This is a genomic window from Candidatus Obscuribacterales bacterium, assembly GCA_019744775.1.
GTDB lineage: Bacteria > Cyanobacteriota > Vampirovibrionia > Obscuribacterales > Obscuribacteraceae > SBAT01.
This window is the reverse complement of the sequence record JAIETZ010000003.1, coordinates 514700-541684: the sequence shown is the minus strand read 5'-3', so window position 1 is coordinate 541684 and position 26985 is coordinate 514700. Positions and strand designations below refer to the sequence as shown.

Genomic DNA, 26985 nt, shown 5'->3' with positions numbered 1-26985 from the left:
CATGCGCCCGCAATCGTTAAAACTGGAAGTAAATGAATCGTGGTGATTTATCCGGAGAAAACACAAGAACCAAAAACATCATGACGACGCAATAGGCTACCTTCAGCGGTATCGGTGTTTTCGCAACCCACTGAGTCTTGTTCAGATAACCCATCACGATATGCGTCACTGCCAATATCGGCAACAGCAAGAAAATTGACGGGTAGATTAGCGGGTAGTTGATTGAAGTCAGCGTCAACGCGAACGCCTGAGCACCCTTAGTTGCTGCTTCAAAGAAGAACATCTTCTGCAACATCGTCATTGCAATTTCAGTTGTTTCAGCACGGAACAACACCCAGCCGATGCAAACAACATGGAAAGTGAAAAGCATGGACAGAAGATTACCCGGCTTGCTGGCAAGAAACGCCGTGAAAGCCTTGAAGCCTTCTGTAAGACGTTGAAATTCTTTGTGCACAACAAGCGCGACTCCATGAAAAACACCCCAGAGAAGGAAATGCATGGCTGCTCCGTGCCAGAGACCACCAAGCGCCATCGTCAAAAACAAATTGCGATAGTTGAGCCAACGCCCACAACGCGAACCACCCAAAGGAATGTAGAGGTAATCACGCAACCAGGTTGAAAGTGAAATATGCCAGCGATGCCAGAAGTTGGCGATGTTGTTGGCCAGGTACGGCAGGTTGAAGTTGATTGGAACCTTGTAGCCGAATAGCGCTGCCGAGCCACGAGCAACATCCGTGTAGCCGGAGAAGTCGAAGTAAATTTGGAAAGCAAATGCGTAAGCAAATATCCAGAGATCCATCCCCGTAAACAGCTTTGGATGCGCAAAACCACCTTGCACAAAAAATGTCAGGTTATCTGCGATCAGCACTTTCTTGAATAGCCCAAGCAATATGAGTGCAATACCATCATCAAAATGCGACATACAGAATTTGGGAACAGCAAGAAACTGCGGCACAAAATCTTGATAACGCTTAATTGGTCCGGCAATTTGTGTCGGAAAGAAGGAAGCGAACAGTGCAAAGCCCGGAAATGACCTAACAGGTTGTCCGCCGCGATAGACATCAACTACGTAATGAATGAATTCGAATACAAAGAATGAAATTCCCAACGGCAAAATAATGTCGAAAGGAATTTTCGGGAAGGTGATGCCAAATGGTTTCAGCGCAGACGCAATAGTGTCGTCCAGGAAGAAAGCGTATTTGTAGAATGCCAGCGTCGCTAAGTTGCCGACCACGCTTATCGTCAGCCACAACTTCTTGCGGGTTTCTGATTTGGCAATTGCCAGACCAAGAAAATAGTTGAAGACCGTTAGCCCGATGATCAGGAATATGTAAATCGGTCTCCAGCTCATGTAGAAGATGTAGCTGGCAGCAAGCAGTAAGTACACGCGGAAGCGCTGGGGAATTACCCAGAAGAGCGCCACAACGATGGGCAGAAAAATTGCGTACTGAATAGAGTTAAAAAGCATCGCCTACGCCAAAACAACCTAGTTATCAACAGGTCCATTAATGATAACCAGGTTGTTTTGTAAGATCCACGAGGAAAAACTAATGAGTTTCCTTCGCAGGAGTCGTCGCAGCTTTCGTTGCTCCGTCCTCTTTGGCTGTTGAAGCAGCTTCAGTTTCCTTGATTACTGCCTTCTTGGCATCAGCCACTTTGGCAGTTTTGACGAAACGATGCATGCGCTTATTGCGAATTTGCTCAAGCTTAGCTTCGTGCTCTTCATTGACCAAATCCATTACTACCAGTTGTTCCCAGACTCCAGGATGATCCTTGACAAGATCTTCTTTCGGCAGAGCTGTAACTTCTGGAATGAACACAACCGTATCAACAAAGCTTGGCTGGGCTTTCCAGACGCACATGACGCCTTGGTCACCGCCGTAGTAAATACGGATCAGAGCTACAAGACCGACAAGAGCTACGACCAAAAGAATCAGTGTTAGATTTTTAGACATAAATAACCGACACTTCCTAATTCAAACCACACAACATGATTATTTTGTCAGCATTTCGTCTGTAAATCTATTCCCTAGTTCAGGGATTTAAATTTTGTGCAATTCGCTCCACTTTTCAGCCAGCACGCGGCGAACTTGATCAATGAAGGAAGAAACCTCGTTGCGACCATGAGCAGGTCCAACTGGTGTTAGTTGCAGGCAGCTAAATTCCTGCCCTTCGATACGCACGACAGGCGCACGGCGCGGTTGTTCGCTCAACTCAATAAGCTCAACCGGCACCGGCAAGCGCTCTTCGGCGATTGCTGTTTCCAGGATATCTAATACACGGCGTATCGAACTGCCCGGTTCGTACATCAATTCCACTCTCATCTATACCTCCTCGTCCGCCTGATTTCAGGCATCTGTACTTAATTGCTGCCATGGAAACCGTGGCGTGACCACCACAAACGTTAAGGAATAATGAAGACTATCCTTGGAATCCATTTTATGGACATCGGGCAGTTTGGCAACTTCACAATGCTTAATATTTATACCCGTTCACGTCGATTTTAAAACCCGGAGGCCGTGTTAGGTCCCAATCCCGGGAATGTACTGTGTTACTGGCAGGTAGGACGGAGGCGGGAAATGCACTCGGAAATAGTCGCGGCGACGGGGCACCTTGTTGATTCGCAGATTCTGACGGACATCTTCGACACGATCATCGCCTGCCAGGCATCCTACGAGGTGATGGAGTTCACCATCGGGCGCACTAACGACGAATTCTCCAAGCTGCAGCTCAAGGTCTACGCCGACACAAAAGAAAAGCTCGACCAGACATTATCGAGTCTCATGATGCTCGGCTGTTATCCCGTTGATGAAGCCGACTGCCAGATAATCAAAGCCGACATGGACGGCTGCGCACCAAAAGAATTCTACTCAAGCACCAATCAACGCACCGTCGTCAGACACAAGCAAAATTGGATCCCCGTCGAAAACCAACGCATGGACGCCGTCATTCGTCTCACCGACGGCACGGCAACTTGCCTCAAGTTGAGAGACATCCGCAAGGGTGACCAGATAGTCTGTGGGCACGAAGGCATTCGTGTAATGCCGGAATTTAAAGCACGCGACCGCATGGGCTTCGCCTTCATGTCGTCGGAAGTCTCCTCCGAAAGACGCGTCGAAACCGCCGTTAAAAAAGTCGCCGAGTTAATGAAGGAGAAGAAAGCCGCAGGTGAAAAAATTGTTTTTGTTGCCGGTCCCGTCGTCGTTCACACAGGCGGCGTCGAGCACTTATGCAAATTAATTCGCAAAGACTATGTTGATGTTTTGCTCAGCGGTAATGCTTTGGCAGTTCACGACATAGAAAATGCTTTGTTCGGCACGTCCTTAGGTGTAGACCTAGAGAAAGGACTGCCGATTCACGAAGGTCACAAGCACCACATGAAGGCGATTAATACAATAATTCGCGCTGGTGGCATAGCAAAGGCTGTAGAGATAGGAGTATTAAAATCCGGCGTTATGTATGAGTGCATCAAAAACAAAACGCCATTTGTCTTGGCCGGTTCAATCCGCGACGACGGACCCTTGCCTGAGACGGAAATGGACTTAATTACCGCTCAGAATCAGTATTCCGAGGCAATTAAGGACGCCGGATTGGTTTTGTGTCTGTCATCCATGTTACATTCAATAGGAGTGGGTAATATGTTGCCCGGCTGGGTTACCACCGTTTGTGTGGACATTAATCCGGCTGTTGTCACCAAATTATCCGATCGCGGCTCAGCCCATGCGTTGGGCATAGTGACAGACGTAGGGCTATTCCTCAATCTGTTGTCGGCACAACTCTAATAATTGAGGGAACATAATTACCAGACGCGCGTCCGTCATTTAATAAGTGGCATATTAGGTCAGACGCTCAGGAGTTAGGTGACGTGATCAATTTAGTGCGGCGCAATGCGCGACTTTGGCTTCCAATTTTGCTCAGTTTTGCTGCGGGCGCAACTTCCATACAGTTTGCTTGGGCAGGCAATAGCGAGCCTTTAGTTCTTCAGGAATCCTCTTTAGAAAACCAGACAAAGTTAAACGTAGACACTCTCAAATCAGCACAAAGCGAAATTAAGAATCTGCACATCGTAAGCTCGGATTTAGTGCGCGGCGCACAACCAAGCTATAAGGGATTGCAGCTTCTAAAACAAGCCGGCGTAAAAACAATCGTCAACTTGCGCAATGAAGAGAAGTGGATTAGAAGCGAGCGCACACTCTCTCAAAAACTCGGACTCAAATACGTAAGCATCCCGCTTAGTTCATTTAATACAATTCCCCAAGAAGCAATTGATGAATTCTTGCGCCATGCGTTGGGTCCTTCCAGTCAGCCGGTATACGTTCACTGCATGCTCGGCGAAGACCGCACCGGCTTAATGTGCGCTTCATATCGCATGCACAAGGACGGCTGGTCAACGCAAAAAGCCTTTGAAGAAGCAATCAGCTTGGGATTCAAACCATTCTTAATTCCCCTCGTTAATGCCCTTTGGGGTTATGGACAACTCCTGGGACATCGAGAAGAAGCGCCTTCTATGGCTTATGTTTATGACGACATAAAACAGCGAATTAACAGTAAAATGGGACCAGTACTGGGCAGCAAATTCAAGCTCTAAGTTAACTAAAAAACAACCAATGCAATTACAAGTGCAAAAATTCGGGGTTGAGAATTCGTCCAATAAACCGGACGTTATCCTCATCCATGGTACAGGCGGCAACGCAAGCCTCTGGACGGAGCAGGTTAAACCTCTGGTTGATATGGGTTTTCGCTGTTATGTGCCGGAATTGCGCGGACACGGCTCTACATCAGAGCCGGGCGAAGAAGCTGATCTCAGTGTTCATGTAAATGACATGGTTGAGACTTTGCAAAACGAAGACATTCGTTTCCCGGCAATTTTCATTGGTCATTCACTGGGTGCCATTATTTCTGTGCAGATTGCCGGTAAATTCCCTGAATTAATTGGCCAGTGTCTTGCTGTTTCATTGCCTATCAAAGTACCGAAGTTAACCTCAAGCGCATTCAATTGGTTTTTAAACCTTGGCGTTTATCATGGCTTAAAAAAGAGCCTGATCAAAAATCGCTTACCTATTCGTGAACAGGCTTTGCTTGAAGCAGAGTGGCATAGCTTGAGCCAAATACTCAAACACTTTGGTCCGCTTGATCTAACACACCATGTGAAAGATATTCCAGCACCCGTGCATCTTGCCTATGGTCGCTTCGACGTAGTAGCACCATATTTCTATGGCCAACGCCTTCACAAAGCAACGCCGAATTCTACACTGGAAATTTTTGAATGGTCCGGACACAATCCAATGGATGACAGACCCGATCAATTTAAAACTTGGATGCTCGATAAAGTCACTCGTCATCCACGTTAAGGTTAATCGAACGGGCGCATGCAATGTGCCCTCACAAATGCGAATAACATTACACGGTTAGAGTCCGAAAACGCCTTTGACGCTTTTGACAAATCCGCCCACGGGATCATCAGCAGCAGGTTTTGCTGCTGTTTTCTTCGGCAAGATTTTTCCAAGCAATGAAATATTGTAGGTGTTGTCTTCCGGCATCATCACATCCGGACGGCGCATCAAGGCAACATCTTCCGCCTGATGACTATCACCAATATGACGAGTAATCACTTGCCCGTCAGTAAGGAATAACGTCGCTTCACCAGTCTCTTCGGACATCATGAACGCTTCGCCTTCTTTCAGAGTCGAAGTGCCGTGCTTGGCTAAGTAGTTCAACCTCATCGTCCACGGGTCATTGCTCTTATGTATCTGATTCAGTTCAGATTCATACCGAGCTTCTTGCTCAGCGGTACGTTGTTGGTGATAACTTAGAGCCAGCGATCCGGGCTGGCTCGCCGGTGGCTTTTTTGGGCGCGTACCCGTGCTTTTCGCAACTGCTGGTTTTGGTTGCGCAGGTGGCAGTGTATAGGTAGGCACAATCGGTGCTGCTTCTATTTGCGTAATCTTAGCTGGTGCTTCCACCGGCAAGATTTTCGATATACTCGATGTGCTGGTGTAGGTTGTCTCTGCCGGCAAAGAGTGATGAGCACTCAATGCAACATCCGGCATGCTGCTGTGCTTAACAACAACTTTGGTTTCGGTTTCCGGCTGTGGTTCAGAATTCCGCCACGCAAGCAATCCACCCATAAAACTACGGCGACGCTTGGTTGGTTGTGCTGCTGGTACTTGTTGGCGAGCAAGTCTTTCATTTAGTTTCGCTGCTTGCTCACGAATTACTTGGTCAACTGCCTTTTGACGCGCAGCAACAGGATCATCCTCATGCTTTTGTTCAGGCTCGCGCTTGAAGAAGGACATTAAGCCACCGGACTTTTGCTCTTGTGCGCGCTTAGCTTCAGCACGAGTTTCAGCAAGAATTCGCTCGACTGCATCTTCTGTATAAGAGGATGAAGCATCAGCGATCATTTTGCCGGCTTCGTCATGGCTGTGATGCGTCACAACCGTGCGAGTCGATTTCCCCTTTAAGATTTCGCTGGATGGCGGTGGCTCAAGCACAGCTTCAGAGACTGCTTCAACTACCGGCACAGGCAGAACACCATGAGGCATCTGCATAACAGGAATACTCGAAAGAAGTTTTTCCGTATCGTCATGCTGAGCTTCATTTTCCGTGCGAACTACCTTATAAGGAAGTGCCTTGGGTGGTGTAATTCCGAGAATCTCGGACAACTCACCCAGCGCTTGCTCCAAATTACCTTGCTGCACACGAACAGTAGCCAGCAATATACGTGCTTGCCAGTTGTGTTTCACATCGGCGTCAGCAACAATAGCTTGTTGCAGCGCCGACTCGGCTAATTTCAAGAAACCGCGACTTTGGAAAATAACCGCTTGCTCGTAAAAAGCTTTGGCGTCCTTCGGATTGTCTTGGGTTGCCTTCAAAAATTCAACAAGTGCTGCATCAACCGCATCATGCTCTTTGAGATACATGCCGAGTTCGTAATGCGAACGCGGGAATCTGCTCTTGGCTAAATTTTGTAGTTTTTCCCTGCTTGGACCCGGCACCACGCTTGGTACCACCATCTGCGTGTGCATGGCTAAGTTAGCCGGAGGAATTGGTACCGTCGCCTTTCGTGGCTGAGCGCATACAGGCAAAACGACGGTCAAAGCCAGAATCACTGGAATTGCCCTTCTCTTCATTTTGTCCTTTCTGCCGGTAATTACCGGATGAGTGCATAGCAAATAGATTAGATAGAACTAAGCGATATATTACCTTAGTTTTTGATAAAGCAACGCTCTAAGTTCCTAAAGAATGTTTTCCAGGCCGGTTCTTCGATTGTTTTGAGTGCTCGGACAAGCACCGTTTTGATACCAGCACGATGTCCACCGAGCACATCGGTCAACGGCCGATCGCCGACAACAACGACTTGCTCAGCAGGCAATTTTAAGATCTCAAGAGATCTCTGAAAGCCCCACCGGCGCGGCTTTGCAGCTCTTGCGATAGCCGGCATTCCGAACAACTTTTCGGCTTGTTTTACGTAGTCATCTTTCTTGTTATTGCTCAAAATAACGACGCGAAAATTCTCGTGAACTTTCTTCAGCCATGCTTGAACTTCTGTGGAAACCACATTGGACTTGGGCGCCAGCAAGGTACTGTCGAGATCAAAAATGATGCCGCGCACTCCAGCATCACGAAGATGATCCAGATTTATATCTGTTATATCTCCATCGATAATATAAGTTGGCTTAAGTAATACCATTTTCACCCATACAACAAGTATGATTCCACTACACTAAGAGTACAAATTTTTGTCTACTCTTGTAGCAATCCTCTCATTCCCGAGCGATTAGATCATTTCCTTTGGTTAAAATGGCAACCTGTGTTTAGCTTCACCAGACAATCGCGACAAAAAGAAAGAACGAGCGCCAGAGACCAGGGCACTCAATTAACGCACGTCGCCATAATAATGGATGGCAACCGCCGCTGGGCAGACAACCGTGGCTTGCCGCGCTTAAGCGGACACCAGGAAGGTGTAAAAACCCTGAAGAATCTAGTCAAGCACGTAGCTGCTGCCGGGCTGAAGTATTTAACCGTCTACGCTTTCTCATCAGAAAACTGGAATCGCAGCAACGAAGAAGTCGATTACCTGATGAAGCTCTTCGGCAAAGTTGTGACAGATGAACTTGATGAACTTGCGCAGAATAACGTGCGACTTCGTTTTATCGGCGACACCGCAGGCATGCCGGCAGATTTGCAGAAGCACTTCGCGACAGCTATTGAAAAAACGAAAGAGAATAAGGGACTGTCGTTGCAGGTGGCACTTAACTACGGATCGCGCTTGGAACTAGCGCAGGCTATGCAGTCGATTGCAGGTGACTTACAAGCAGGCAAAATAAGCATCAGCGACATCGACGAGCAGTTAATCAGCTCCAAGTTATACACCCGCGAAATCCCGGACCCTGACTTGATCATTAGAACAGGCGGCGAAATGCGCTTGTCGAATTACTTGTTATGGCAAGCCGCGTATTCAGAGCTATACGTGACACCACAACTGTGGCCCGACTTCAGCCCAGAAGAATACGACAAAGCCGTCTCCGAATTCGCTGTGCGCGAGAGACGCTGGGGTCTTTAATTACTGATACTGCCCACCAGGTGCTTGGCTGTAACCGCCGCCGTATGGCATTTGTTGCATCGGCTGCATGGGTTGCATCGGCATCATGGAAGGTGCGGCTCCTGCAGCTATCTGCAAATTCGACTGCAAGACGATAGGCAAATTGGTGCCAGCGGGAATTTGTATCTCGTTGCCTTTGCGATACGCGGCATCAAGTAATCCAACGCCACCACCCATCGCTGTGCCGAACACGGCACCCATACCTGTCGCCATGCCCATGCGTCCGCCGGACATGCCGCCGACGATAGCTCCCAATCCTGTACCAAGTGCAGCACCACCGCCTGCTCCAACACCTGTAGCAAGTAAACTGTGTCCAACGCGGCCCATTCCTGTGCCACCAGTTAGACGCAATTGATCAGTGTTGATCTTTGCAGTCATCGGAAAACTACGACCATCTGGTGTTTGAATTTGATTGAAAGTTATCTCAACGCTGCCATTGGCACCAAACTTTAGATGTTTCGCCGGCACTACATTGGTCACTTGTCCAATGATTGTCGAACCGGATGGAATAACCAATTCCGATCCCGAATAAATAGGTTGCGAGATTGTACCTTGTACTTGCTCGCCAACTTGTGTTGTTTCTGAGTTAATCGAATTCTTCAACGTCGCCGAAAATTGTGTACCGGCAGCAACTGTTGCTACGTAGCCTTGATAGAAGTTGGGACGCTGCGAGTACTGTGGTGGCATTTGTTGTTGATACTGCGGCTGTTGCGGAGCATATTGCGGTTGCTGTTGTTGCATTTGCGGATAACCACCGCCACCATATGCACCCTGCTGTGAATAACCTTGCTGAGGCTGTTGTGGTGCATCAAATGATTGACCATACGGTGATTGCATGTACGCCGGCTGCTCAGTTTGCGCATAACCTTGTTGCATGCCCTGACCTTGCGGCAATTGTGGTGGCTGACCATAACTTTGTTGTGGTTGACCGTAATCTTGTTGGGCCATCATCTGGCAATTGGCCGGCAGAGCTGTAAAAACCAAAGCTACTGCTAACGACAAACTAGGCACTCGAAATTGACGCATTTTTATAACCTCTTGAACTAAGGCGACACACAAGTTCGCCGTAGCCGCCCTACGAAGTACATAGTAACCCGAAAATGCTTAAAACGCTGACGGGATGCCGAAGATAAGCAATTGCTAAGGCGTTATCAAGAATCTACGGAAGCGGGCGCATGCAATGCGCCCCTACGGAGGACCAGGAGCCCACGTAAAGATTGGGAACCTACGTAAATACTTGGCTCATGGCAGTGCCTTGCTGCTCAACGCTGGTAATCAGCCCTTCAAGGTTAATCTTCTGACCCTTGGCGGTTAGTACGACAAGGATATGACCGGGCACTTGATAGAAGTGCAAAATGCCTTGGTCAGTGAGCAACGTCATCTGCAACAAACTGCCGCGATTCATTCGCTGAATCGAAATGTCGTTGTTGGAAAAAAGCGTCGCGCAGAGCGATCCAAGAGTAGAAACATCCATCTCCGCAGGAAGCGATGAGGATATTACTGCACCTTCGTTGTTGATGAGTACGCCACCCAAAATGCCGTGCTTACCATTGAGGGCATCTAACAGCTCTTTAGCCTTAGCTTCATTGCTCATGTAGATCTCCTCGGTTATTTGACCTTTTTAACGCTCCGGTTTCGCTTCGCTCCGGTTTCGCTTCGCTCCGCCTTCGCTTGCCTTCCGGCATACCAACTTCACTTCGCTGCGACCTGCTCGCCGCAGCTCTTGCTACGCTTACTTTACCTTAACGGGTGCCTTAATTGTATGCGATGGACGCACGGCAGGCGGGGCATTCTTGTCAAGAACTGCTGGCTTCTTACCATCAACAACATCAGCTGGAATTGGATTAATTGCCGGGTTACCAGGAGCCACCTTTATTCCAGGCTTACCGGAGTAGACATGTTCTCCACCCTTATTCTTCGTTTCCGAAGGCTTCACATCCGAGCGCTTTTTCGCTTCGTCTTGGGCGTTCTTTTCCTTATCCTTGGCTACATCGGGAGAAGGGGGCTGTCCATCAGCAGCTGCTTTTCTTTCGCCTTCCTTCGGCTCGTCAGGTTTTGCGTTCAACTTCTTGACTTTAAAGATTTCCACCCACGGATCGTCAAGAGCAGCGCTGAATACTTTTCCAACAAGCTCCAACTGGTCGCCTTCCTTCAAGGTGGCGAGCAATGTGTTGTCTGGGTCTTTCTCTTTTGGAATCGCCATTGCCATCTTTAGTTCAGACAGAGGGACGTGTGTATCTTTTTTGAAAATCAAGAAAGACAAAAAGCTCTTAGATGGCTTCATCGCTGGTTTGTAATCGAGAGCCAGGCTACTGAAGCTGGAAAAATCACCTTGAAATTTGACGTTTTTATTCAAATATTCATGCGGCTTGTTGACCAAATCATCAGGAGTTACATCCATGACATTTTCCAGGACAGGTTCAACTTTGGGCGGCTCAGTCTTGACAGCAGTAGTTGGAGTTTCCGGCTTTTTCGCAGGAGCTGCAGCCGGTTTCGCTGCCGGTCTTGCCGGAGTCTTGGCTGGTGCTTTTGTCGGAGCAGCGCCTACTGCGCCAATCTGGCCAACAGCAATCATCAAAGTCAATGACAAAGTGATTCCCAACTGCCTGTTTGTCAGCATAAATTCAAACCTTTAAAGAAACTATTTTCACTGGCTCTCATATTAGCAGAAGCTTACGCGACTTAGCCCTTAGAAAGCGATATTATTCGTCTTCTGACACAACGAGGCACTTCCGTGACAAGCTCTGAGCTATCGCCGATGATGCGCCAGTATTGGGACATCAAATCTCAATATCCAGATGCGCTTTTATTTTTCCGGCTTGGTGATTTTTATGAACTCTTTGAAGCGGACGCGCAAGTTGCTGCTCGCGAGTTGGATATAACTCTCACCGGCAGACCTGAGCCAAGCTCGCCAAACGGACGTGTGCCGATGGCCGGCGTGCCATTTCGTGCAGCCGAGCTTTATCTGGCGCGTCTTATTGCCAAAGGTTATTCAGTCGCAATTTGCGAACAAGTTGGTCAAGTCGGACAAGGCAAAGGTCCTGTTGAAAGAAAAGTCACGCGCGTTTTGACGCCGGGTACCGTGCTTGAATCGAACTTATTACCCAACAAAGAAAACAATTATCTTGTCGCCTTGAATCGCGCAGGCGATACATGGGGACTAGCCTGCGTTGATGCGTCATGCGGCGAATTTATCGTCACGCAAGTAACCGAACAACAACTGTCGCAAGAATTGGCACGTCTCAATCCGCGTGAAGTGCTTGTCGCCAAACGTGTCGGCAAGAAAACGCCAGACCAAGTGATACCAGAAGAAATTCTCGATATTCCGGCAGGACTCGAAGGGCAGTATCGCTTCACCGGTCGTCCATCAATGTATTTCCAATTGGAGCCGGCACAACGTCGCGTCATGCAAGTGTTTGCTGTCACAACACTCGACGGCTTCGGATGCCAATCAATGCCTGGTGCAATTGGAGCAGCCGGTGCGGCGCTTGAATATTTAGAACATACACAAGCTGGGCAAATGCCAAAATTTGCCGGCATTTCGACTTACAACACAAATGGATATTTGGTTTTAGATGCAAACACGAGACGCAATCTTGAACTGACAGAGACAGTACGTGATCGCAACTTCGAAGGCAGCCTTCTCTGGGCAATTGATAAAACAAGAACAGCAATGGGCAGCCGCATGTTGCGCAAGTGGTTGCTTGCTCCACTATTTTCCGTGCCGGAAATTCTTGAGCGTCAAAAAGCGGTTAGCGAACTTGTTGCAAGTTTTGATCTGCGTCAGTCATTAGGCAATTGCTTAATGGGTCTGTCTGATCTTGAACGCCTTGCTGTCAAACTGACATCGGCAACTGCCTGTCCAAAAGATTTGGTTGCCATTCAACAGTCGCTAGAGGCGATTCCTAATTTAGCGACAATTGTTGGTAGTTGCTCAAGCAAGTATTTATCCTGTCTCGGACAAATCCCAGCAAATCTCTTACGCCTCAATGATGAACTAGCTCGCGTAATTTCACCTGAAGCACCAAGAGAACTAACCGAAGGTGGCATTTTCAATCTGGGCTACTGCGCAGAAGTCGACGAAGTCCGCAGCCTGCTCGGCGGCGGCAAGCAATGGATAGAGGACTTCCAGAAGCAAGAGCGCGAACGCACAGGCGTCAGCTCACTGAAAGTAAGCTTCAACAGCACATTTGGTTATTACATTGAAATCACACACGCTAATAAAGATGCTGTACCTGCCGATTACATTCGCAAGCAGACGCTGACCAATGCCGAGCGTTTCATAACACCTGAACTAAAAGAATACGAAGCGAAGATTCTCAATGCCGAGAAAAACCAAGGCGACATTGAATACAAACTCTTCCTCGAATTCCGTCAGACAATTGCCGGATGCGGCGCAGAGCTAACGCACCTTGCTCATCAATTAGCATCTATCGATGCGCTATTGTCATTGGCAGATGCCGCCAGCCAGTACAAGTATGTAAAACCAATTGTTGATGATTCAACAAAATTGGAAATAAACAACGGTCGCCACCCTGTTTTAGAACGCTTGCTGCCAATGGGTAAATTCGTACCCAACGACACTAGACTCTATGGCTCAAGCGATGATCACCAATTGATTATCTTGACCGGACCAAACATGTCCGGCAAATCCAGTCTGCTTCGTCAAGTTGCTCACATAGTTTTACTTGCTCAAATCGGCAGCTTTGTACCTGCCGATAGCGCGCATGTCGGACTTGTTGATCGCATCTTTACACGCATCGGCGCAGTTGATGACTTGACTCAAGGTCAATCAACATTCTTAGTCGAGATGAGCGAAACAACTCAATGTTGTCTATCAGCTACCAACCGTTCACTTATTCTCTTAGACGAAGTTGGTCGCGGCACGAGCACCTACGACGGCGTATCCATCGCATGGTCAGTAGCCGAATTTCTTGCAACTCAGGTGAAAGCACGAACCATATTCGCCACCCACTATCACGAACTAAATGCGTTGAGTAACTACTACGCTCAGATAACAAACTACCAAGTAATGGTCCGCGAATACGAAGGACACGTCGAATTCATGCGCCGACTTGCCCCAGGTGGCGCCAGCCGCAGCTACGGAATCCACGTCGCGCGCATGGCAGGACTACCACCATCAATCATCGACCGCGCCCAATTCCTCATGTCCCAAATGGAACGCAAGAGCGGCGCAGCCAAACTTCTCGACAGCACCAAGAACATCCCTCAAAGCCGCGATGTCAGCGCGCTTGAAGAGGCGATGCAATTGTCGTTATTTAAGTAGACAGAGCGCATGCAATGCGCCCCTACAAGACAGAAACTCCTTAAAATCACTCCAAGCAACTGGTTGCTTAGAGCTATGGAAAGTTGATCATCCACTGTGCTAGATTTCTACTGGCACGGCCAACCTGGATACCCGGATGTCAAAAGACTTCATACCTGCCAAACCAGCAACTTGGGCTATTAAGATCGTCCAGGAACTAGCTCGCTTCAATCTATTCCTCAAGAATAAGATACAGCTGGCTGAGCAAGACTTATTGCACTTCCACAGAATCCCACCGGGCTCAGGAGTCATCCTGACCTCCAACCATGCCGATGAAGCCGATCCGCAAGTATGCTTCGAGCTATCGCGCCGGGCAAACAAGCGCTTCATCACCATGTGCAATAGAGAAGCATTTGACGAGGCATTCGGCATTCCCAAATTCGTTCTACCGCGCTTAGGCGTATTTTCAGTCAAGCGCGGTGCTCGCGATTCGGCAGCAGTCACTTATGCCCAGGACGTCGTCAAACAAGGTGAGGACGTTCTCGTCATTTTTCCAGAAGGCGAAATTTACTATCTGAATGAAAAGATTCAACCTTTCCACCATGGCGCGGTTGATATATGCCTGAAGGCAATTATCGAAAAGAGAAAAACTGATCCGGAATGGACAGCGTTTATCGTGCCGATGGCAATTAAATACCATTACGATCAATCCATTGGTCCCGAATTAGAAAAGCGCATCGCCAAAATGGAAACGGCGATGTCCATACTGCCCGAATCCGGCGCAACACTTCCGGATAGAGTACTCGAACTTCAAAAAGCCATGCTTCAGAGCGAAGAGCGCCTATACAAAGTCGGTGAAAATGCCGAGACAGCCAAAGAGCTGCGAGAAGAAATCATCACCGCCGAACACGACATTCTAGCTGAGGTGTTGGACAAGCACCCCGAAGTAAAAGTACGTGACGACGGAGCCACAATCGACAAAGCCTGGCAAATTGAAGCTGAGCTTCGAAAGTCGATCAGCAACGAAAAGGATCCAGTCAAAAGGAAAGATCTCGAATTAGATCTCAAAGCATTGAAAGAAGTTGCCCAACTAACAAGTTGGCATCCACACTACTACACCAAAGACCCCAACGCCGACAGACTTGCCGAAGTTGTCCTAAAGCTAGAACGGGAAATCTACAAAATCCAACGCCCCAAGCAGATCGCGACTAGAAGTGTCTCCGTCAAAATCGCCCATCCAATAGACATGGGAAAACACGTCGACGATTACATCAAAGACCCACACACTGTCCGCCACTCGATAAGTGAACGCCTACAACACGAAATTCAATCACTGGTCAGTACGCTTGCGAAAAAACTAAATGGCAAAAGCTAACTGGATCATCTTTCGATGACCCAGCTCTAAATAGCTGTCACCGAAATTGAAATGCATCGCTACAGAACAGATTTACTCTATTCCATACATTTCGCATCAAGTGCAACTATTCATATCTGCGATTGAGTTTTGAGGGGTTGAAATTATGCGCTTGAAAATGGCTTAATGCAACAACAATTTTCCGTCTTCAGTGGGGTTTCCCGACGACGCACACTTTTCTCTCGACAAGCGCAAAAGATGAGATAGACTAACACAATGAAACTCATAGATAGCAAAACAACGCTAGCGATTATCGCTGCCAACTTGGCAGTCTATTTTGCAGCGGTTGCATCTACGCACTTCACTTCTGTCTTATTACTAAAGCCTCCACTTCTACTTAAGTTTGGAGCTAACTTTGCGCCTTACACAATTGTCCTTGAGCAATACTGGAGAATTTTTAGTGCGGCATTTATTCATAGAGGTCCTATTCACCTTTCTATGAACTTATGGGCTCTAGCGGTACTAGGCCCGATGCTACAAGAACTTATCGGCTCGAAGAGATACCTCGTCACGCTTTTACTTTCAATCCTTGGTGGATCGCTTGCGAGCATACTCTGGGATCCCACAGTAATTTCATGCGGTATTTCCGGTGGCATTTTCGGGATGCTTGGTTGTTATGCCATCTGCACATGGATGCGCGGCAAACTAGATGCCACGCAAAAGAAATCGTTATCCAGCATAGTTGTAATCGCTGTCGCCATGTATGCAGTTCTGCTAGGAGTCGTAACACCTGGTACGGACAATGCCAACCACATTGGCGGACTACAAATCGGCATGATACTTGGCTCATGGTGCGCACTGTCACCGATGCAAACTAAAAAATGGCAACATCTCGCCACTATATCTCTCCTTTTAGGCTTCTCGATACCAGTTGGACTCTTTCTCTGGGAAACCAAAACTCTTTCATCAAGCAGTAGATTGCATGTATTAGCAATCGAACAACAAGCGGCAACTCTTGCTGCTGCTCACAAGAATGACGAAGCTCTCAATTTGATAAATGCTGCTCTTAAAAAATATCCGGAGACGGTTTCATTGCTTGGTACACGGGCTCCGATATTGATGGAGCTCAAACAATTTCCCGAAGTAATAGACGACTGCAACAAAGTCCTCGCAGTTGAAAACAATGACCAAGCAATTCTTTTGACACGCTCAATTGCCAATCACCATCTGGGCAATGAAAGAGCTGCCATCCTAGACCTAGATATAGCTATCAAGCTAAATCCAGAAAAGGCTCTTGCCTATAACAACCGTGCATGGAGTTATGCAGCACTCAAAGAATATGACAAGGCGCTGACAGATATTAATAAGGCAATTGCCTTGGACAAAAACCTGCCGACATCGCACGATACAAGAGCTGTAGTTCTTTTTGGACTTGGCCGCTATCAAGCTGCGCTTGAAGCCGTCAACACAGCTATCGGGCTGAAAAAGGACGACGGAGCTTTCTACTATCACAGAGCCGGCATACTTTCTCAACTAGGAAAAGAAAACGAAATCAGCAGTGATCAATTAAAAGCAAGCAGACTTTGTTATAAACCTGAACCTTGGGAACACCAACTGTTCAATTTGAAACGATCAACAGATTAGTTATCACGCCTTAGCAGCTGACCGTTCAGCTTCTTCGGCTTTGACACCTTCAGCTAAGTCAGCTATGGCTTGACGCACGCGCTTAGTCAATTCTTGGCTGGCGCGTAAGTCGGCGCGACCGGCTTCGGGGTAGATGGGCAAACCGAAGGAGACTTTGACGTGTGCTGGGTGGATCATGTGGCTGCCTTTTGGCAGGACATCATAAGCACCGTGAATGTAGGCAGGGACAATTGGCGCTCCTGTTGCAATTGCCAGTTTGGCAGCGCCTGGTTTGAAGACGCCTAGTTCGCCAGTCATGGAGCGTGTGCCTTCGGGGAAGATAACCAAAATGCGTCCTTGCTTCAGCAAGGCTTCGCATTCTTTCAGGCTTTCTTCGAAGTTGCCAAATCTTTCGAATGGTACAGCATTGATTACATACGATGAGAAAGTCGCCATGAATTGATTGCCGAAGAAGTAATCGGCGGCGGCAACCGGGTGAACATATCTTAGATGGCTTGATGGGAAGCTCATCAACACAGCCAAAGTGTCATAGTGGCTGGTGTGATTTGCCGCGACGATGAATGGCGGATCTAACAATAAGCGGTCAGCGCCTTCTGTTTCGTGCTGGTTGTAGATTTTAACGAATGCTTTGAGACCAATGCCCATTGCACGGCGAGCATGAGCGAGGATTGGCTCGTCTCTAAATGGAAGGTTTTTGACTTCCACCCATTTTCTCGGCCACGGCTCACTTGGTACAAGCGGCTCGACTTCTGCAGTTGGGTCGCTACTTGTTTCGCCGGCAGCTTGGTGTCCTTTGACGCTCTTCACCAGGACGACAAGATCGTCGACGGTCTGCACATCTTGCAGAGAGTCTTCAGGCAGATTGATGGAGAATTTCTCTTCAAGACGGCATGCAAGTTCAAGACGAGCAAATGAGTCTAGTCCAAAATCCCCTTCGAGATTGGCTGTCGGTAGAAACTCACGAGAGTCCGATGGACTTATGGCACGCAATACGTTTGGATCCATTACATCGCCTATTTGACGGCAAACGATAAGTCCGTCTTCATCCCAATCAATTGGTTGTTCAGGAACACCTGATTCATCCTTTTGCTGATTGAGTTCAAATAGCCTCTGCACTTCGCCGCGCTTCACTTTTGTCGTAGCAGTACGCGGCAGATCATGATCCCAAATTTGGAATCCAGCCAAGGCTTTGTAATCAGCAAGCTCAGACATGCACTGGGTGATAGCTTGTCTCACCTTCTCTTCACCATCCGGCCAAGCTTTCGCGTTGTCGTTGATCACAACAACCGCAAATGGTTTTTCGCCCTGTGGCCCTTTGCGTCCAAAGACACAAGCTTCTTTAATAAGTGGGCTCTTGAGGAGCGCATCTTCAATTTCTTCCGGATAGACATTGTAGCCACCAGCGGTGACGATCATGAATTTCAATCGACCGGTAATGTGCAAATGTCCATCTTTGTCGATGAAGCCGCTGTCGCCCGTGTGCAACCAACCATTGCGTAAAGCTTTGTCCGTCTCTTCCGGATTTTCGAAATAGTGCGACATGACGTTTGGACCACGCACAATTATTTCGCCAATACCTTCGGCGTTTGGTTCGTGAATTCTTACTTCAACACCATTGATAGGTAGTCCGACTGTATCGGATTTTTTACTGTAAGTGCGATTGGCAGCAACAATTGGAGCCGCTTCTGTTAGACCGTAGCCGGTCAGCAAATTGATGCCGTAAGAGCCAAGCCCAGTGATAACTTCAGGCGGTGTCGGCGCTCCACCGGACAACCAGAATTTGATTTTGCCACCGAGCTCCTTGTGAATTTCCTTGAAAAGCACAGACGCCATTTTTGGTCTGACTTTGATTATTTGCTTAGCTGCCTGTATTGCAATTTGTTTGGAACGCGGTTGTTTTTCAATTTCGGCTTCAATTGCATTGAGCAACATTTGAAACACCATCGGTGTTCCCATAAGCACGGATATCTTTTCCGTCTTAAGCAGCGCCTTGAGATGGGCTGGTCCTTTCAACTGGCTGTAAATAATAGTCGAGCCATTGTTGAGTGGTCCCAAGCAACCGCCTGTAAATTCGAGCATGTGGGACAACGGGAGTATAGACAACAATCTATCTTCATCGCTCACGTCATAGCTTGCGCAGACTGATTTGATGTTTGAAACAATATTGTTGTGAGTGAGCACTACACCCTTAGATGCACCTGATGTTCCTGACGTAAAAACAATCAGTGCTGGGTCTGACGGCAATGAAGTATGAAGTTTAGGTGTAATAGACTCATTGTGTTCAGCAAGCACACTTTCCAAAACAGCTACTTGCTCAGCAGGTAATTTGTCCGAGATTCGCACAAATTGTTTACGCCCGCAGAGCACAAGCTTTGGTTTTGCCCTTTCGATTACGGGCAGGACTTCGCTTATTTTTGAGCGTGCGTCGAGCGGCACCAACACCAGTCCAAGACGAAATGCGGACAACGCGGCAATCAACCACTCGGGGCAATTCTCCGACCAGATAGAAATGTAATCGCCGGCTTTCAGCCCACGTGCTGCTAAATTCTGCGCTCCACGATAAGAAAGCTTCGTCAGGTCTTCGTACTTGTATTCACGAACTCTGCCGTTGATGATGTGACGAAACGCAGGTTTCTTTTTCCAACGCGCACTGGCAGCTAAAAAGAGTTCCTGCAGGTTACTGAATTTAGTCATACAAGCTCCGGGCTATTGCCAAAAACTAGTGAGAAAAAACCTCGATGAACAAGACGTAATAATAGAATACCGGAGTAGCAAAGATGATGCTGTCGCATCTATCTAATAACCCACCGTGCCCTGGAATAAGGTTACCAGAATCCTTTACGGACATATCACGTTTTATGACTGAAATAATTAGATCTCCAAGAGGTGCGGCAATGCTTATCGAGACGGCGGCACCGACCAACTGCCAAGCGTTGAGTGTCGGCACGGCGTAGCCGAAAATTGCGGCTGCTATTAACGAACCAACAAGACCGCCGATGGCGCCTTCCACTGTCTTTTTCGGGCTGATGAGCGGTGCTAGTTTGTGCTTGCCACAAATGCGTCCCACGGTATATGCCATGACATCATTGAGGGCAACAGACATAGTCAAGTAAATGATGCATCCAAAACCATCGTTCAAATTACGGAGAAATACCAAGTGTCCCAAGAACCATCCGAAGTAGAGAATGCCGAATATCGTGAATGCTTCTTTGGCTAACATGCCTTCGTAGCGTTGTAATAATACGGGCGTGCTCAAGACAAGCATGATGATAAATACAGGCAGCACATAAAAGAAAAATGGTCGTCCAAAGCCCAATGCTTCAAGGCTAATCAAATTCGGTGTTGTCTCAAGAAATGCGGCAAGAATAAGTGCAATGCCGCCTAGTCGTCCCACCCAACGAAAAGCCGGTGTGTCAGACAAGTTGACGACACCAAAGAATTCACGCAGGCACCACAATGCTAACGTGCAAACCAAAACAGCAAATGGCAATCCACCAAAGTATGAAGGGATAAGGACAACCGGCGCAATCATGTACCAAGCGAAATAACGCTTGCGCAAATTTTCATCCGGCTTTCCACCTTTGAGTTCAGCTCCAAATACACCTAGTCCTGCTGCAATAAAGAAACCGGCAACAATGATAAGCGTGCGCTGCACAATTGGATCAAGAGTCAAGCCTTCCTCTCCTTAACCAAGAAGAGTATGCGTTGCAAACGCTGTGCAATTGTTATTATTGCCATCGGTATAAAGATAAGCATCAGGACTGTGTAAATCGTATAACCACCAATATGCAAATGCGGCTCAATATCATATGCGATACAAGCAATCATAAGATAAATCATGCGGTCGGCTTTTCCCAGGATGCCGGAATAAACACGTTCTGCTCCAACTGCTTTGCCTAGAATGCCTGTGTAACTGACTAGCAAAATTAGAATTAGTGCAGCCACGCCAATTGTCTTGTCTGTAAGAGGGCAAAGTATCAGACCGGCAAAGATTGCCAGATCAGCAAAACGATCGGTCATCTCATTGAGAACTTCACCTGCAACTCTTGCTTTGCCGGTTTGTTGCGCGAGCAGTCCATCCAAAGCATTCAATGCCAATCGGATAAATAATAATACCGCAGCCACTAACGCATACCAGGGTTCATCATCAGACAAGTAGAAAAGATCGCCGGCGACACATGACAAGAATAGCGCTGCCCACGTCAGAACGTCGGGATGCACGTTCCAAAGAAGTTTGATAAGCGGTTGCAGTTGTTGGCGAAACCAGGGTTTTATACCGTAAATGCCCATTTAATGCGTCTTGTTGCTGCCTGCCAGTTGGATATTAGCGTTATTATCCTGGTTTAGCGCATTTGCCAGTCGCTTATCGCGACAAATTGCAACATTAATAGCATCAATCAGCTTCTTACCACCGCGACCGTTCATGTGAGCAGTGTCCGAGAAATCCAACTTGTCAAACTTGTCTCCGAAGCCTGTGCCACCATTCAAGTCGACTAGTTGCACATTCCATTTTTGGCTGGCTTCACGCATGGCGGTGATGAATTTGTTGTATGCGCCTGGCGGCATCAATTGCATATTGGCTGGAGTGGCGGGCATGCTTACGAGGAGAACTTCGATGTTTTGATCTCTTGCTAATTGCAAGAGTTTATCCAGCCAGAGCTTTTGGTTTTCCAATAATTTGTCATTGCCGTTGCCGTAACGGCTCATGTATTCGCGCGTGTTGTCGTCAAATTTATAAGGAGCATCTGCCTTGACGATGTAGAGACCTTCTTCCGCTTCCATGCGCATATTTGATGGAGCATTGCGAGTTTGATCTATGTCATTAAGTGGACTCTTAACGCAGTATTTGTCCAACAACGGGTTGAAAACTTTTCTTGCCCAGTCACAAGCAACAACCTGGAAGTCCATTTTCTTGCCCCAGAGGTAGATACCGCGACCTTGCCAGTAATCGGCTTGTTGCCAGATTTGCGGCATGGCGATTCCAACGAGATCATCGATTTCTGTATAGCGCTGAAGATATTTAAATGGGCGCGTGGCTGCGGCACAGCTTACGTGCTTATCCATGAAGTCACGAACACCTGCACCAATGACTATGACGCGCGGCTTTTTGCTACCGCTTAAAAGAGTACGCGTAATCATGTAATGATCGGAAATCATGCCGCCGGGCATGGCGAAGTTGAAGCACTGGGCTTTGCGAACGCCGAGATGCTGCTTGAGCGAATCTTCCAAATAGGAAGAGTAGTGATGGTGAACGAAGTCGAAGTCTTTCTTCAGGTAGTCCGCATCTCTAAGTGCAAGCGGATGCATCATAAAGGATGAACCCATCAATGCAATGTCGGGACCTTGCTGTTGCTGAGCCAGCTCTTTTGCTGCCCACCATATCCATGTGTGAGCAGCAGGCAAACTTTCAGGATCAACTTTTGACAGAGGCTGCCACTTAAGCAACGCAATGTTTGCGACGACAAAAAGCCCGAGCGCCCATACCAATTGGCTTGTGCGAATCGTAATTTTTGATTTAGCGCTCGTCTCGTTTTCGGTCATTGCGTCCTTAGAACTGGAAATAAATAAACTTTGGCGAACCATCCGGCGAAAATGCTATCAACAAACAAATCATCACCGTCAAATAAACGGCTTGCCAACCGCGCGGCAATGTCGGCGCCTTATACGGACTTGCAAGACCAAGTGATGCAAGTTTACCGGCGATAAGTTGTCCAATAAACAGCACAACAAGAATTACCGGCAAGAGCAAGAATACAACCGGGTCATGCACACTCGGCAGCGACAAACTCCATGCTGTAACACCGGCAGGATACTGACCAAGGAAGAAAAGTCTCTTGATGATTTCCATTGCGATACTCATGTTGTCGGCGCGAAAAAATACCCAGCCGATACACACTACATGGAAGGTCAATACGATAGAGAAGATGTGAAACGCTTTTGATTTAACAACTTGCTGCCACCAAGCAAAGTTTTTCATCATACTTTGGAATTCTTTATGAGCAATAAGCATAATGCCCTGATATGCACCCCAAGCCACAAAGTGCATTGCCGCACCGTGCCAGAGACCACCAAGAACCATCGTAATGAATAAGTTGCGGTAGTTGAAAATCTTAGAGCAGCGGCTGCCACCTAAAGGAATGAAGAGATAGTCGCGCAACCACGTGGACAATGAAATATGCCAGCGATGCCAGAAGTCGGCAATTGACGAAGCTAGATATGGCAGGTTGAAGTTGAGCGGTACTTTGTAGCCGAATAGCTGGGCGGAGCCACGAGCGATATCCGTGTAACCGGAGAAGTCGAAGTAAATCTGGAAAGCAAATGCGTAGACAGCCATCCAGGCATCGACACTAGAAAGCAACTGCGGAGTTTGAAATGCGCTCTGTACCACTGCAGATAAGTTGTCCGCAAAAATTACTTTCTTGAACAAACCAAAGACAATTAAGTTGATGCCTTCGTCTACGTTTGCCCAATCGAATTTCAGTTTTGCGGAAAGCTGTGGGATGAAATCTTGATAGCGTTTGATCGGTCCGGCTATCTGCGTCGGGAAGAAACTTGCAAACAACGCGAAGTCAACAAATGATTTAACCGGTTGACTGCCCTTGTAGACATCAGTCACGTAATGGATGAATTCAAATACGAAAAATGAGATCCCCAGTGGCAAAAGAATTTGCATTGTGAGGTCTGGCAGACTTTTGCCTAACGGTTTTAAGAGGTCATTAGCAACTTCAATAGCAAAGTATGCGTACTTGTAATATGCGAGCACCAATAAATTGGCTGCAACGGCAAAACCAAGCAAGAGCTTGCGATACTTCGAACTTTTATTGATGAAGAACCCGAAAGCGAAGTTCATTACAGTCAGCCCCAAAATGAGCAGACCGTAAATTGGCTTCCAAGTCATGTAGAAGACATAGCTCGCAATCAACAGCAAGAACGGCCGAAAGCGCTGTGGGCACAGCCAAAAGAGCGCGACCACAATCGGCAAAAACAACAGATAGGAAAAGCTGTTGAAAAGCATCCCCAAATTTTACCGTTTGAAGCCCTTGCCAGCCTTAAGCCCGTCAAGTTTTACGGGCATAATTTGCCGCTTGGCAATTTGGCAATCATGAATCTTTTTAAACTTTCATCACGGGACCGGGATTTGCCGCTTTCACTTGGGCGATGATGTAATTGGCAGGGCAATAACCGGGGACAGACTATGAAAATCGCTATAGCAGGTGCGACGGGACTCGTCGGGACTGCGCTGACAGATATACTGACTGCCGGCGGTCACCAGGTGTCACGGCTTCTTCGTGTTAAGAAAGCCGGCGAACTCTTTTGGAGTCCTGAGGAAAATGTGCTTGATTCGGCCCAGCTTGAAGGATTTGATGCTGTCGTCAATTTAGCTGGTGAAAATATCGCGTCAGACAGATGGACTGATGCAAAGAAAAAGCTGATTCGTGATAGTCGAGTTAATAGCACGCGTCTTTTATCATCAACGCTTGCGACGCTTTCCTCACCACCTTCAGTTTTAGTAAACGCATCGGCACTCGGATATTACGGCAATCGTGGCGACGAAGTACTTACAGAGTCATCTACTATTGGTACTGGATTTTTGGCTAATGTAGTGCAGGAATGGGAGGCGGCAACTGAGCCCGCATCTTCTAAGGGCATTCGTGTTGCGCTGATGCGTATCGGGGTTGTATTGAGTCCTAAAGGCGGAGCAATGTCACGTTTGCTGCCGATATTTCAAATGGGCGGTGGCGGCATTCTTGGCTCGGGCAAGCAGTACATGTCTTGGATCGACTTGGAAGATGTAGCGCGGGCGTTTCATCGCGCAATTATGTCTTCGAACCTAGAAGGCCCAATCAACACGGCGGCACCGCATCCGGTAACCAATGCAGAATTCACGAAAGTGCTCGGCAAGGTGCTTATGCGACCAACTTTGTTGCCACTACCAGCGCCGGCAGCACGGTTGATGATGGGAGAAATGGCCGATGAATTGCTACTATCCAGCCAACGTCTCCAGCCGGCTAAGCTTGAAGAAAATGGCTTCCAATTTCAGTATCCGACTCTCGAACAATCCTTACGGCACTTACTAGGAAAGGCAAAATGAAAAGAATACTTAGCGTCCTCGCAGCTCTGGTTGCATTTTCTTCACCGGCAACAGCGCTGAGTGCCATCACGCTGCCAGTCGGAGATCCAGCCCAGGAGGGCATAGATGCTGATGCTCTAAATACTTTAGTAACGCGCGCCAGAGAAACTCACACGGATGCAATGGTAGTTTTGAAAAATGGCAAAGTGGTTGGAGAATGGTATTTCGGCAAACAAGCCAAACCAATTGAATCAATGTCCATTACTAAATCCATTGTTAGTATGGGCATCGGCAGACTAATTGATCAAGGCAAAATCCAATCGCTCGATGAGCGGGTTTATAGGTTTTATCCCGAGTGGTGGCAAGGACGCAAAGAGCGCATAACAGTTAGACATTTGCTCAACCACACATCCGGACTGCAGTCCGAACCGACAACAGAGGAGATTTATCGTAGTCCAAATTTCTTGCAACTAGCAATAGCAGCAGAAGTTGTCGAAGAGCCGGGCACGGTTTTTCGATACAACAACAAAGCTGTTAACTTGCTTGCCGGCGTCATCAAAAGATCTTCCGGTTTAAGAATGGATCAATACTTCGCTCAGGAAATTTTTGCGCCACTCGGCATTGCCAATTTTGCCTGGGATCACGACAAGGGCGGCAATCCTCATGCGATGTCCGGACTGCAGATTAAGGCAATGGACTTAGCCAAGCTTGGACAACTTATGCTCAATAAGGGTAAGTGGAATGGTGTTCAGATAATTAGCGAGCGCTGGGTAAATGACTCGACCCAACCTGGGCAAGCCATGGATAAATCATGCGGACTTCTCTGGTGGCTAATACCGGATTGGACCAAAGTAACAATCGACGATGCGACAATTCAGAGATGGCAGAGCACAAGAGTTTTGCCGGATCTCGTGGCGCGACTAGGCACATTGCGTGGTGGCAGTTGGACTTCTGACGAATACCAAACTATCGTCAAAGATACTTTAGGCGAATCCGACTACCAAAAATGGAAACAAGCACGCGCATCCAAACAGATGCCGCCAGCCAACACCATTCAAGGACCAGCAGTCGGCTATAGCGCCAACGGATACTTGGGACAATCTCTAGTTGTTTTCCCGGCTGACCAGCTGGTCGCCGTGCGGCAAATCGAGGCTACTAGTAACAAAAGCGCTGAAGACGACTTTCCGGATTTCGTGTCATTGGTGAAGGCGTTGCCGAAGAAATAAAGTCTTAGGCTGTTGCGTGGTGCTTTTTTGTTGGCTTCCGGCGCTTCTTCGGATCAATCAGCCGAATTTTTCCGCGCGAATCAGTATCTACGTTCGGTGGTGTTATGCCGATATGTATGTCATATCCCATGTTAAGCAAAAACCCAGCCAAGCGTCCAATAGAAAATTCATCAGTGTTGCCATTGCGTATTTTGGATACCTTTGGTTGATCAATTCCCAGCTTTTTAGCTATGACAGCTTGCCTGCTGCCATTTGTCTTTACCGCATCTCGAATTGCCCAAGTCAAATAGGTATGGATGTTTAATTCAGCAGCTTCTTCCTCTGAAAAACCCAAATCGATAAATACATCTCCACTTCCGCTAATCTGCAATTCTTCTTTTTTCATGGCAATAGTCCTTTTCTTAGTTCAATTAGCGCTATATATCGAACTCTAGCTAGATCAATGTCGTTCTTGGAAGTTTTTTGAGTTTTCTTTCGTGTAATTGCATGGAGAACGTAGACTGCCTCTACAAACTTAGCTACATAAATAAGCCTGTATTGATCGCCATCATCAATTACTTTGATCTCTCTGACACCAAGACCAATGCTTGGCATTTCGCGATAGTGATCAGGCTGTTCACCTTTTTGAACCGTGGCTAGTTGTCTTCCAACCTTTTTTCTCGCAGAAGAAGTCCAGCTTCTAACCTCCGACTTAACCGAATCATTGACCCATTTTGCAGGCTTTCTCATTTCAATATTATGCCAGTTTTGGCATACTGTCAACCTCCGCCAAAACTTACGCTCCCCCGTTACTTTAATTACGGAAAAACGTTCAAAAAG

At 47.5% G+C, this 26985-nt stretch carries 24 protein-coding genes; 9 read left to right on the top strand and 15 right to left on the bottom strand.

Annotated features, from left to right (window positions below; genetic code table 11):
- Positions 1-16: 16 nt before the first annotated feature.
- From K2Y22_09180 to K2Y22_09170, 3 genes are all read right to left on the bottom strand, one after another.
- Positions 17-1468, bottom strand: coding sequence for a hypothetical protein (locus K2Y22_09180; protein ID MBX9878617.1), 1452 nt, complete (start codon positions 1466-1468; stop codon positions 17-19).
- A gap of 79 nt (positions 1469-1547) precedes the next feature.
- On the bottom strand, positions 1548-1955 hold the full coding sequence (locus tag K2Y22_09175) for a hypothetical protein (protein ID MBX9878616.1): 408 nt from the start codon (positions 1953-1955) through the stop codon (positions 1548-1550).
- 87 nt (positions 1956-2042) lie between these two features.
- Complete coding sequence (locus tag K2Y22_09170; protein MBX9878615.1) at positions 2043-2324, bottom strand: hypothetical protein; 282 nt, start codon at positions 2322-2324, stop codon at positions 2043-2045.
- Positions 2325-2579: 255 nt separating this feature from the next.
- Here K2Y22_09170 and K2Y22_09165 point away from each other — a divergent pair, with 255 nt between their 5' ends.
- From K2Y22_09165 to K2Y22_09155, 3 genes are all read left to right on the top strand, one after another.
- The gene (locus K2Y22_09165; GenBank protein MBX9878614.1) at positions 2580-3782 is read left to right on the top strand and encodes a TIGR00300 family protein; all 1203 of its coding nucleotides are present in this window, start codon (positions 2580-2582) and stop codon (positions 3780-3782) included.
- An 83-nt stretch (positions 3783-3865) separates the two neighbouring features.
- Positions 3866-4588, top strand: coding sequence for a tyrosine-protein phosphatase (locus tag K2Y22_09160; protein MBX9878613.1), 723 nt, complete (start codon positions 3866-3868; stop codon positions 4586-4588).
- Positions 4589-4619: 31 nt separating this feature from the next.
- A complete protein-coding gene (locus K2Y22_09155; protein MBX9878612.1) occupies positions 4620-5351 on the top strand; it encodes an alpha/beta hydrolase in 732 nt (243 codons plus the stop codon).
- A 57-nt stretch (positions 5352-5408) separates the two neighbouring features.
- Here the strand turns inward: K2Y22_09155 and K2Y22_09150 are convergent, their stop codons facing one another.
- Positions 5409-7133, bottom strand: coding sequence for a tetratricopeptide repeat protein (locus K2Y22_09150; GenBank protein MBX9878611.1), 1725 nt, complete (start codon positions 7131-7133; stop codon positions 5409-5411).
- 74 nt (positions 7134-7207) lie between these two features.
- A complete protein-coding gene (locus K2Y22_09145; GenBank protein MBX9878610.1) occupies positions 7208-7693 on the bottom strand; it encodes a YqeG family HAD IIIA-type phosphatase in 486 nt (161 codons plus the stop codon).
- A 120-nt stretch (positions 7694-7813) separates the two neighbouring features.
- Between K2Y22_09145 and K2Y22_09140 the strand changes: the two genes are divergently transcribed.
- Complete coding sequence (locus K2Y22_09140; GenBank protein ID MBX9878609.1) at positions 7814-8566, top strand: isoprenyl transferase; 753 nt, start codon at positions 7814-7816, stop codon at positions 8564-8566.
- Here K2Y22_09140 and K2Y22_09135 read toward each other — a convergent pair whose 3' ends face one another.
- The 3 genes from K2Y22_09135 to K2Y22_09125 form a co-directional block, all read right to left on the bottom strand.
- Positions 8567-9631: a hypothetical protein gene (locus K2Y22_09135; protein ID MBX9878608.1), complete on the bottom strand. Its 1065-nt coding sequence runs from the start codon at positions 9629-9631 to the stop codon at positions 8567-8569.
- A gap of 199 nt (positions 9632-9830) precedes the next feature.
- Complete coding sequence (locus tag K2Y22_09130; GenBank protein ID MBX9878607.1) at positions 9831-10199, bottom strand: roadblock/LC7 domain-containing protein; 369 nt, start codon at positions 10197-10199, stop codon at positions 9831-9833.
- A 138-nt stretch (positions 10200-10337) separates the two neighbouring features.
- Positions 10338-11225 (bottom strand): hypothetical protein, encoded by an 888-nt coding sequence (locus K2Y22_09125; protein ID MBX9878606.1) that lies wholly within the window; start codon positions 11223-11225, stop codon positions 10338-10340.
- 114 nt (positions 11226-11339) lie between these two features.
- On the opposite strand from K2Y22_09125, the gene mutS reads away from it, so the two are divergent.
- The 3 genes from mutS (at position 11340) to K2Y22_09110 (ending at position 16869) form a co-directional block, all read left to right on the top strand.
- Entirely contained in the window at positions 11340-13892 is a 2553-nt protein-coding gene (gene mutS, locus K2Y22_09120; protein MBX9878605.1) for a DNA mismatch repair protein MutS, read from the top strand.
- 136 nt (positions 13893-14028) lie between these two features.
- A complete protein-coding gene (locus K2Y22_09115; GenBank protein MBX9878604.1) occupies positions 14029-15246 on the top strand; it encodes a 1-acyl-sn-glycerol-3-phosphate acyltransferase in 1218 nt (405 codons plus the stop codon).
- 255 nt (positions 15247-15501) lie between these two features.
- A complete protein-coding gene (locus K2Y22_09110) occupies positions 15502-16869 on the top strand; it encodes a rhomboid family intramembrane serine protease (protein MBX9878603.1) in 1368 nt (455 codons plus the stop codon).
- Positions 16870-16872: 3 nt separating this feature from the next.
- Here K2Y22_09110 and K2Y22_09105 read toward each other — a convergent pair whose 3' ends face one another.
- From K2Y22_09105 to K2Y22_09085, 5 genes are read right to left on the bottom strand one after another with little or no spacing between them, the layout of a single operon-like run.
- A complete protein-coding gene (locus tag K2Y22_09105; protein MBX9878602.1) occupies positions 16873-19563 on the bottom strand; it encodes an AMP-binding protein in 2691 nt (896 codons plus the stop codon).
- Positions 19564-19588: 25 nt separating this feature from the next.
- Positions 19589-20542 carry a phosphatidate cytidylyltransferase gene (locus tag K2Y22_09100; protein MBX9878601.1) on the bottom strand — a complete coding sequence of 318 codons (954 nt, stop codon included), beginning with the start codon at positions 20540-20542 and terminating at the stop codon, positions 19589-19591.
- On the bottom strand, positions 20539-21159 hold the full coding sequence (locus K2Y22_09095) for a CDP-alcohol phosphatidyltransferase family protein (protein ID MBX9878600.1): 621 nt from the start codon (positions 21157-21159) through the stop codon (positions 20539-20541). Before K2Y22_09095 ends, K2Y22_09100 begins: the two co-directional genes overlap by 4 nt.
- Positions 21160-22410: a hypothetical protein gene (locus K2Y22_09090; protein ID MBX9878599.1), complete on the bottom strand. Its 1251-nt coding sequence runs from the start codon at positions 22408-22410 to the stop codon at positions 21160-21162.
- A gap of 7 nt (positions 22411-22417) precedes the next feature.
- A complete protein-coding gene (locus tag K2Y22_09085; GenBank protein MBX9878598.1) occupies positions 22418-23719 on the bottom strand; it encodes a hypothetical protein in 1302 nt (433 codons plus the stop codon).
- Between the two features lie 345 nt (positions 23720-24064).
- On the opposite strand from K2Y22_09085, the gene K2Y22_09080 reads away from it, so the two are divergent.
- Both K2Y22_09080 and K2Y22_09075 read left to right on the top strand, forming a co-directional pair.
- Positions 24065-24961, top strand: coding sequence for a TIGR01777 family oxidoreductase (locus K2Y22_09080; GenBank protein ID MBX9878597.1), 897 nt, complete (start codon positions 24065-24067; stop codon positions 24959-24961).
- Entirely contained in the window at positions 24958-26166 is a 1209-nt protein-coding gene (locus tag K2Y22_09075) for a beta-lactamase family protein (GenBank protein MBX9878596.1), read from the top strand. The genes K2Y22_09080 and K2Y22_09075 overlap by 4 nt, the downstream gene beginning before the upstream one ends.
- A gap of 4 nt (positions 26167-26170) precedes the next feature.
- On the opposite strand, the gene K2Y22_09070 is transcribed toward K2Y22_09075, so the two are convergent.
- Both K2Y22_09070 and K2Y22_09065 read right to left on the bottom strand, forming a co-directional pair.
- Positions 26171-26551 carry a helix-turn-helix domain-containing protein gene (locus K2Y22_09070; protein ID MBX9878595.1) on the bottom strand — a complete coding sequence of 127 codons (381 nt, stop codon included), beginning with the start codon at positions 26549-26551 and terminating at the stop codon, positions 26171-26173.
- A complete protein-coding gene (locus K2Y22_09065) occupies positions 26548-26895 on the bottom strand; it encodes a type II toxin-antitoxin system RelE/ParE family toxin (GenBank protein ID MBX9878594.1) in 348 nt (115 codons plus the stop codon). Before K2Y22_09065 ends, K2Y22_09070 begins: the two co-directional genes overlap by 4 nt.
- Positions 26896-26985: the final 90 nt, after the last annotated feature.

Excerpts from the sequence above, each read along its gene's own strand:
- K2Y22_09105 (MBX9878602.1), bottom strand. The coding sequence starts at position 19,563 with ATGACTAAATTCAGTAACCTGCAGGAACTCTTTTTAGCTGCCAGTGCG.
- K2Y22_09135 (MBX9878608.1), bottom strand. The coding sequence starts at position 9,631 with ATGCGTCAATTTCGAGTGCCTAGTTTGTCGTTAGCAGTAGCTTTGGTT.
- K2Y22_09085 (MBX9878598.1), bottom strand. The coding sequence starts at position 23,719 with ATGAACTTCGCTTTCGGGTTCTTCATCAATAAAAGTTCGAAGTATCGC.
- K2Y22_09075 (MBX9878596.1), top strand. The coding sequence starts at position 24,958 with ATGAAAAGAATACTTAGCGTCCTCGCAGCTCTGGTTGCATTTTCTTCA.
- K2Y22_09115 (MBX9878604.1), top strand. The coding sequence starts at position 14,029 with ATGTCAAAAGACTTCATACCTGCCAAACCAGCAACTTGGGCTATTAAG.
- K2Y22_09170 (MBX9878615.1), bottom strand. The coding sequence starts at position 2,324 with ATGAGAGTGGAATTGATGTACGAACCGGGCAGTTCGATACGCCGTGTA.
- K2Y22_09080 (MBX9878597.1), top strand. The coding sequence starts at position 24,065 with ATGAAAATCGCTATAGCAGGTGCGACGGGACTCGTCGGGACTGCGCTG.
- K2Y22_09150 (MBX9878611.1), bottom strand. The coding sequence starts at position 7,133 with ATGAAGAGAAGGGCAATTCCAGTGATTCTGGCTTTGACCGTCGTTTTG.
- K2Y22_09145 (MBX9878610.1), bottom strand. The coding sequence starts at position 7,693 with ATGGTATTACTTAAGCCAACTTATATTATCGATGGAGATATAACAGAT.
- K2Y22_09065 (MBX9878594.1), bottom strand. The coding sequence starts at position 26,895 with ATGAGAAAGCCTGCAAAATGGGTCAATGATTCGGTTAAGTCGGAGGTT.
- K2Y22_09180 (MBX9878617.1), bottom strand. The coding sequence starts at position 1,468 with ATGCTTTTTAACTCTATTCAGTACGCAATTTTTCTGCCCATCGTTGTG.
- K2Y22_09095 (MBX9878600.1), bottom strand. The coding sequence starts at position 21,159 with ATGGGCATTTACGGTATAAAACCCTGGTTTCGCCAACAACTGCAACCG.
- K2Y22_09165 (MBX9878614.1), top strand. The coding sequence starts at position 2,580 with ATGCACTCGGAAATAGTCGCGGCGACGGGGCACCTTGTTGATTCGCAG.
- K2Y22_09175 (MBX9878616.1), bottom strand. The coding sequence starts at position 1,955 with ATGTCTAAAAATCTAACACTGATTCTTTTGGTCGTAGCTCTTGTCGGT.
- K2Y22_09090 (MBX9878599.1), bottom strand. The coding sequence starts at position 22,410 with ATGACCGAAAACGAGACGAGCGCTAAATCAAAAATTACGATTCGCACA.
- K2Y22_09125 (MBX9878606.1), bottom strand. The coding sequence starts at position 11,225 with ATGCTGACAAACAGGCAGTTGGGAATCACTTTGTCATTGACTTTGATG.
- K2Y22_09070 (MBX9878595.1), bottom strand. The coding sequence starts at position 26,551 with ATGAAAAAAGAAGAATTGCAGATTAGCGGAAGTGGAGATGTATTTATC.
- K2Y22_09130 (MBX9878607.1), bottom strand. The coding sequence starts at position 10,199 with ATGAGCAATGAAGCTAAGGCTAAAGAGCTGTTAGATGCCCTCAATGGT.
- K2Y22_09110 (MBX9878603.1), top strand. The coding sequence starts at position 15,502 with ATGAAACTCATAGATAGCAAAACAACGCTAGCGATTATCGCTGCCAAC.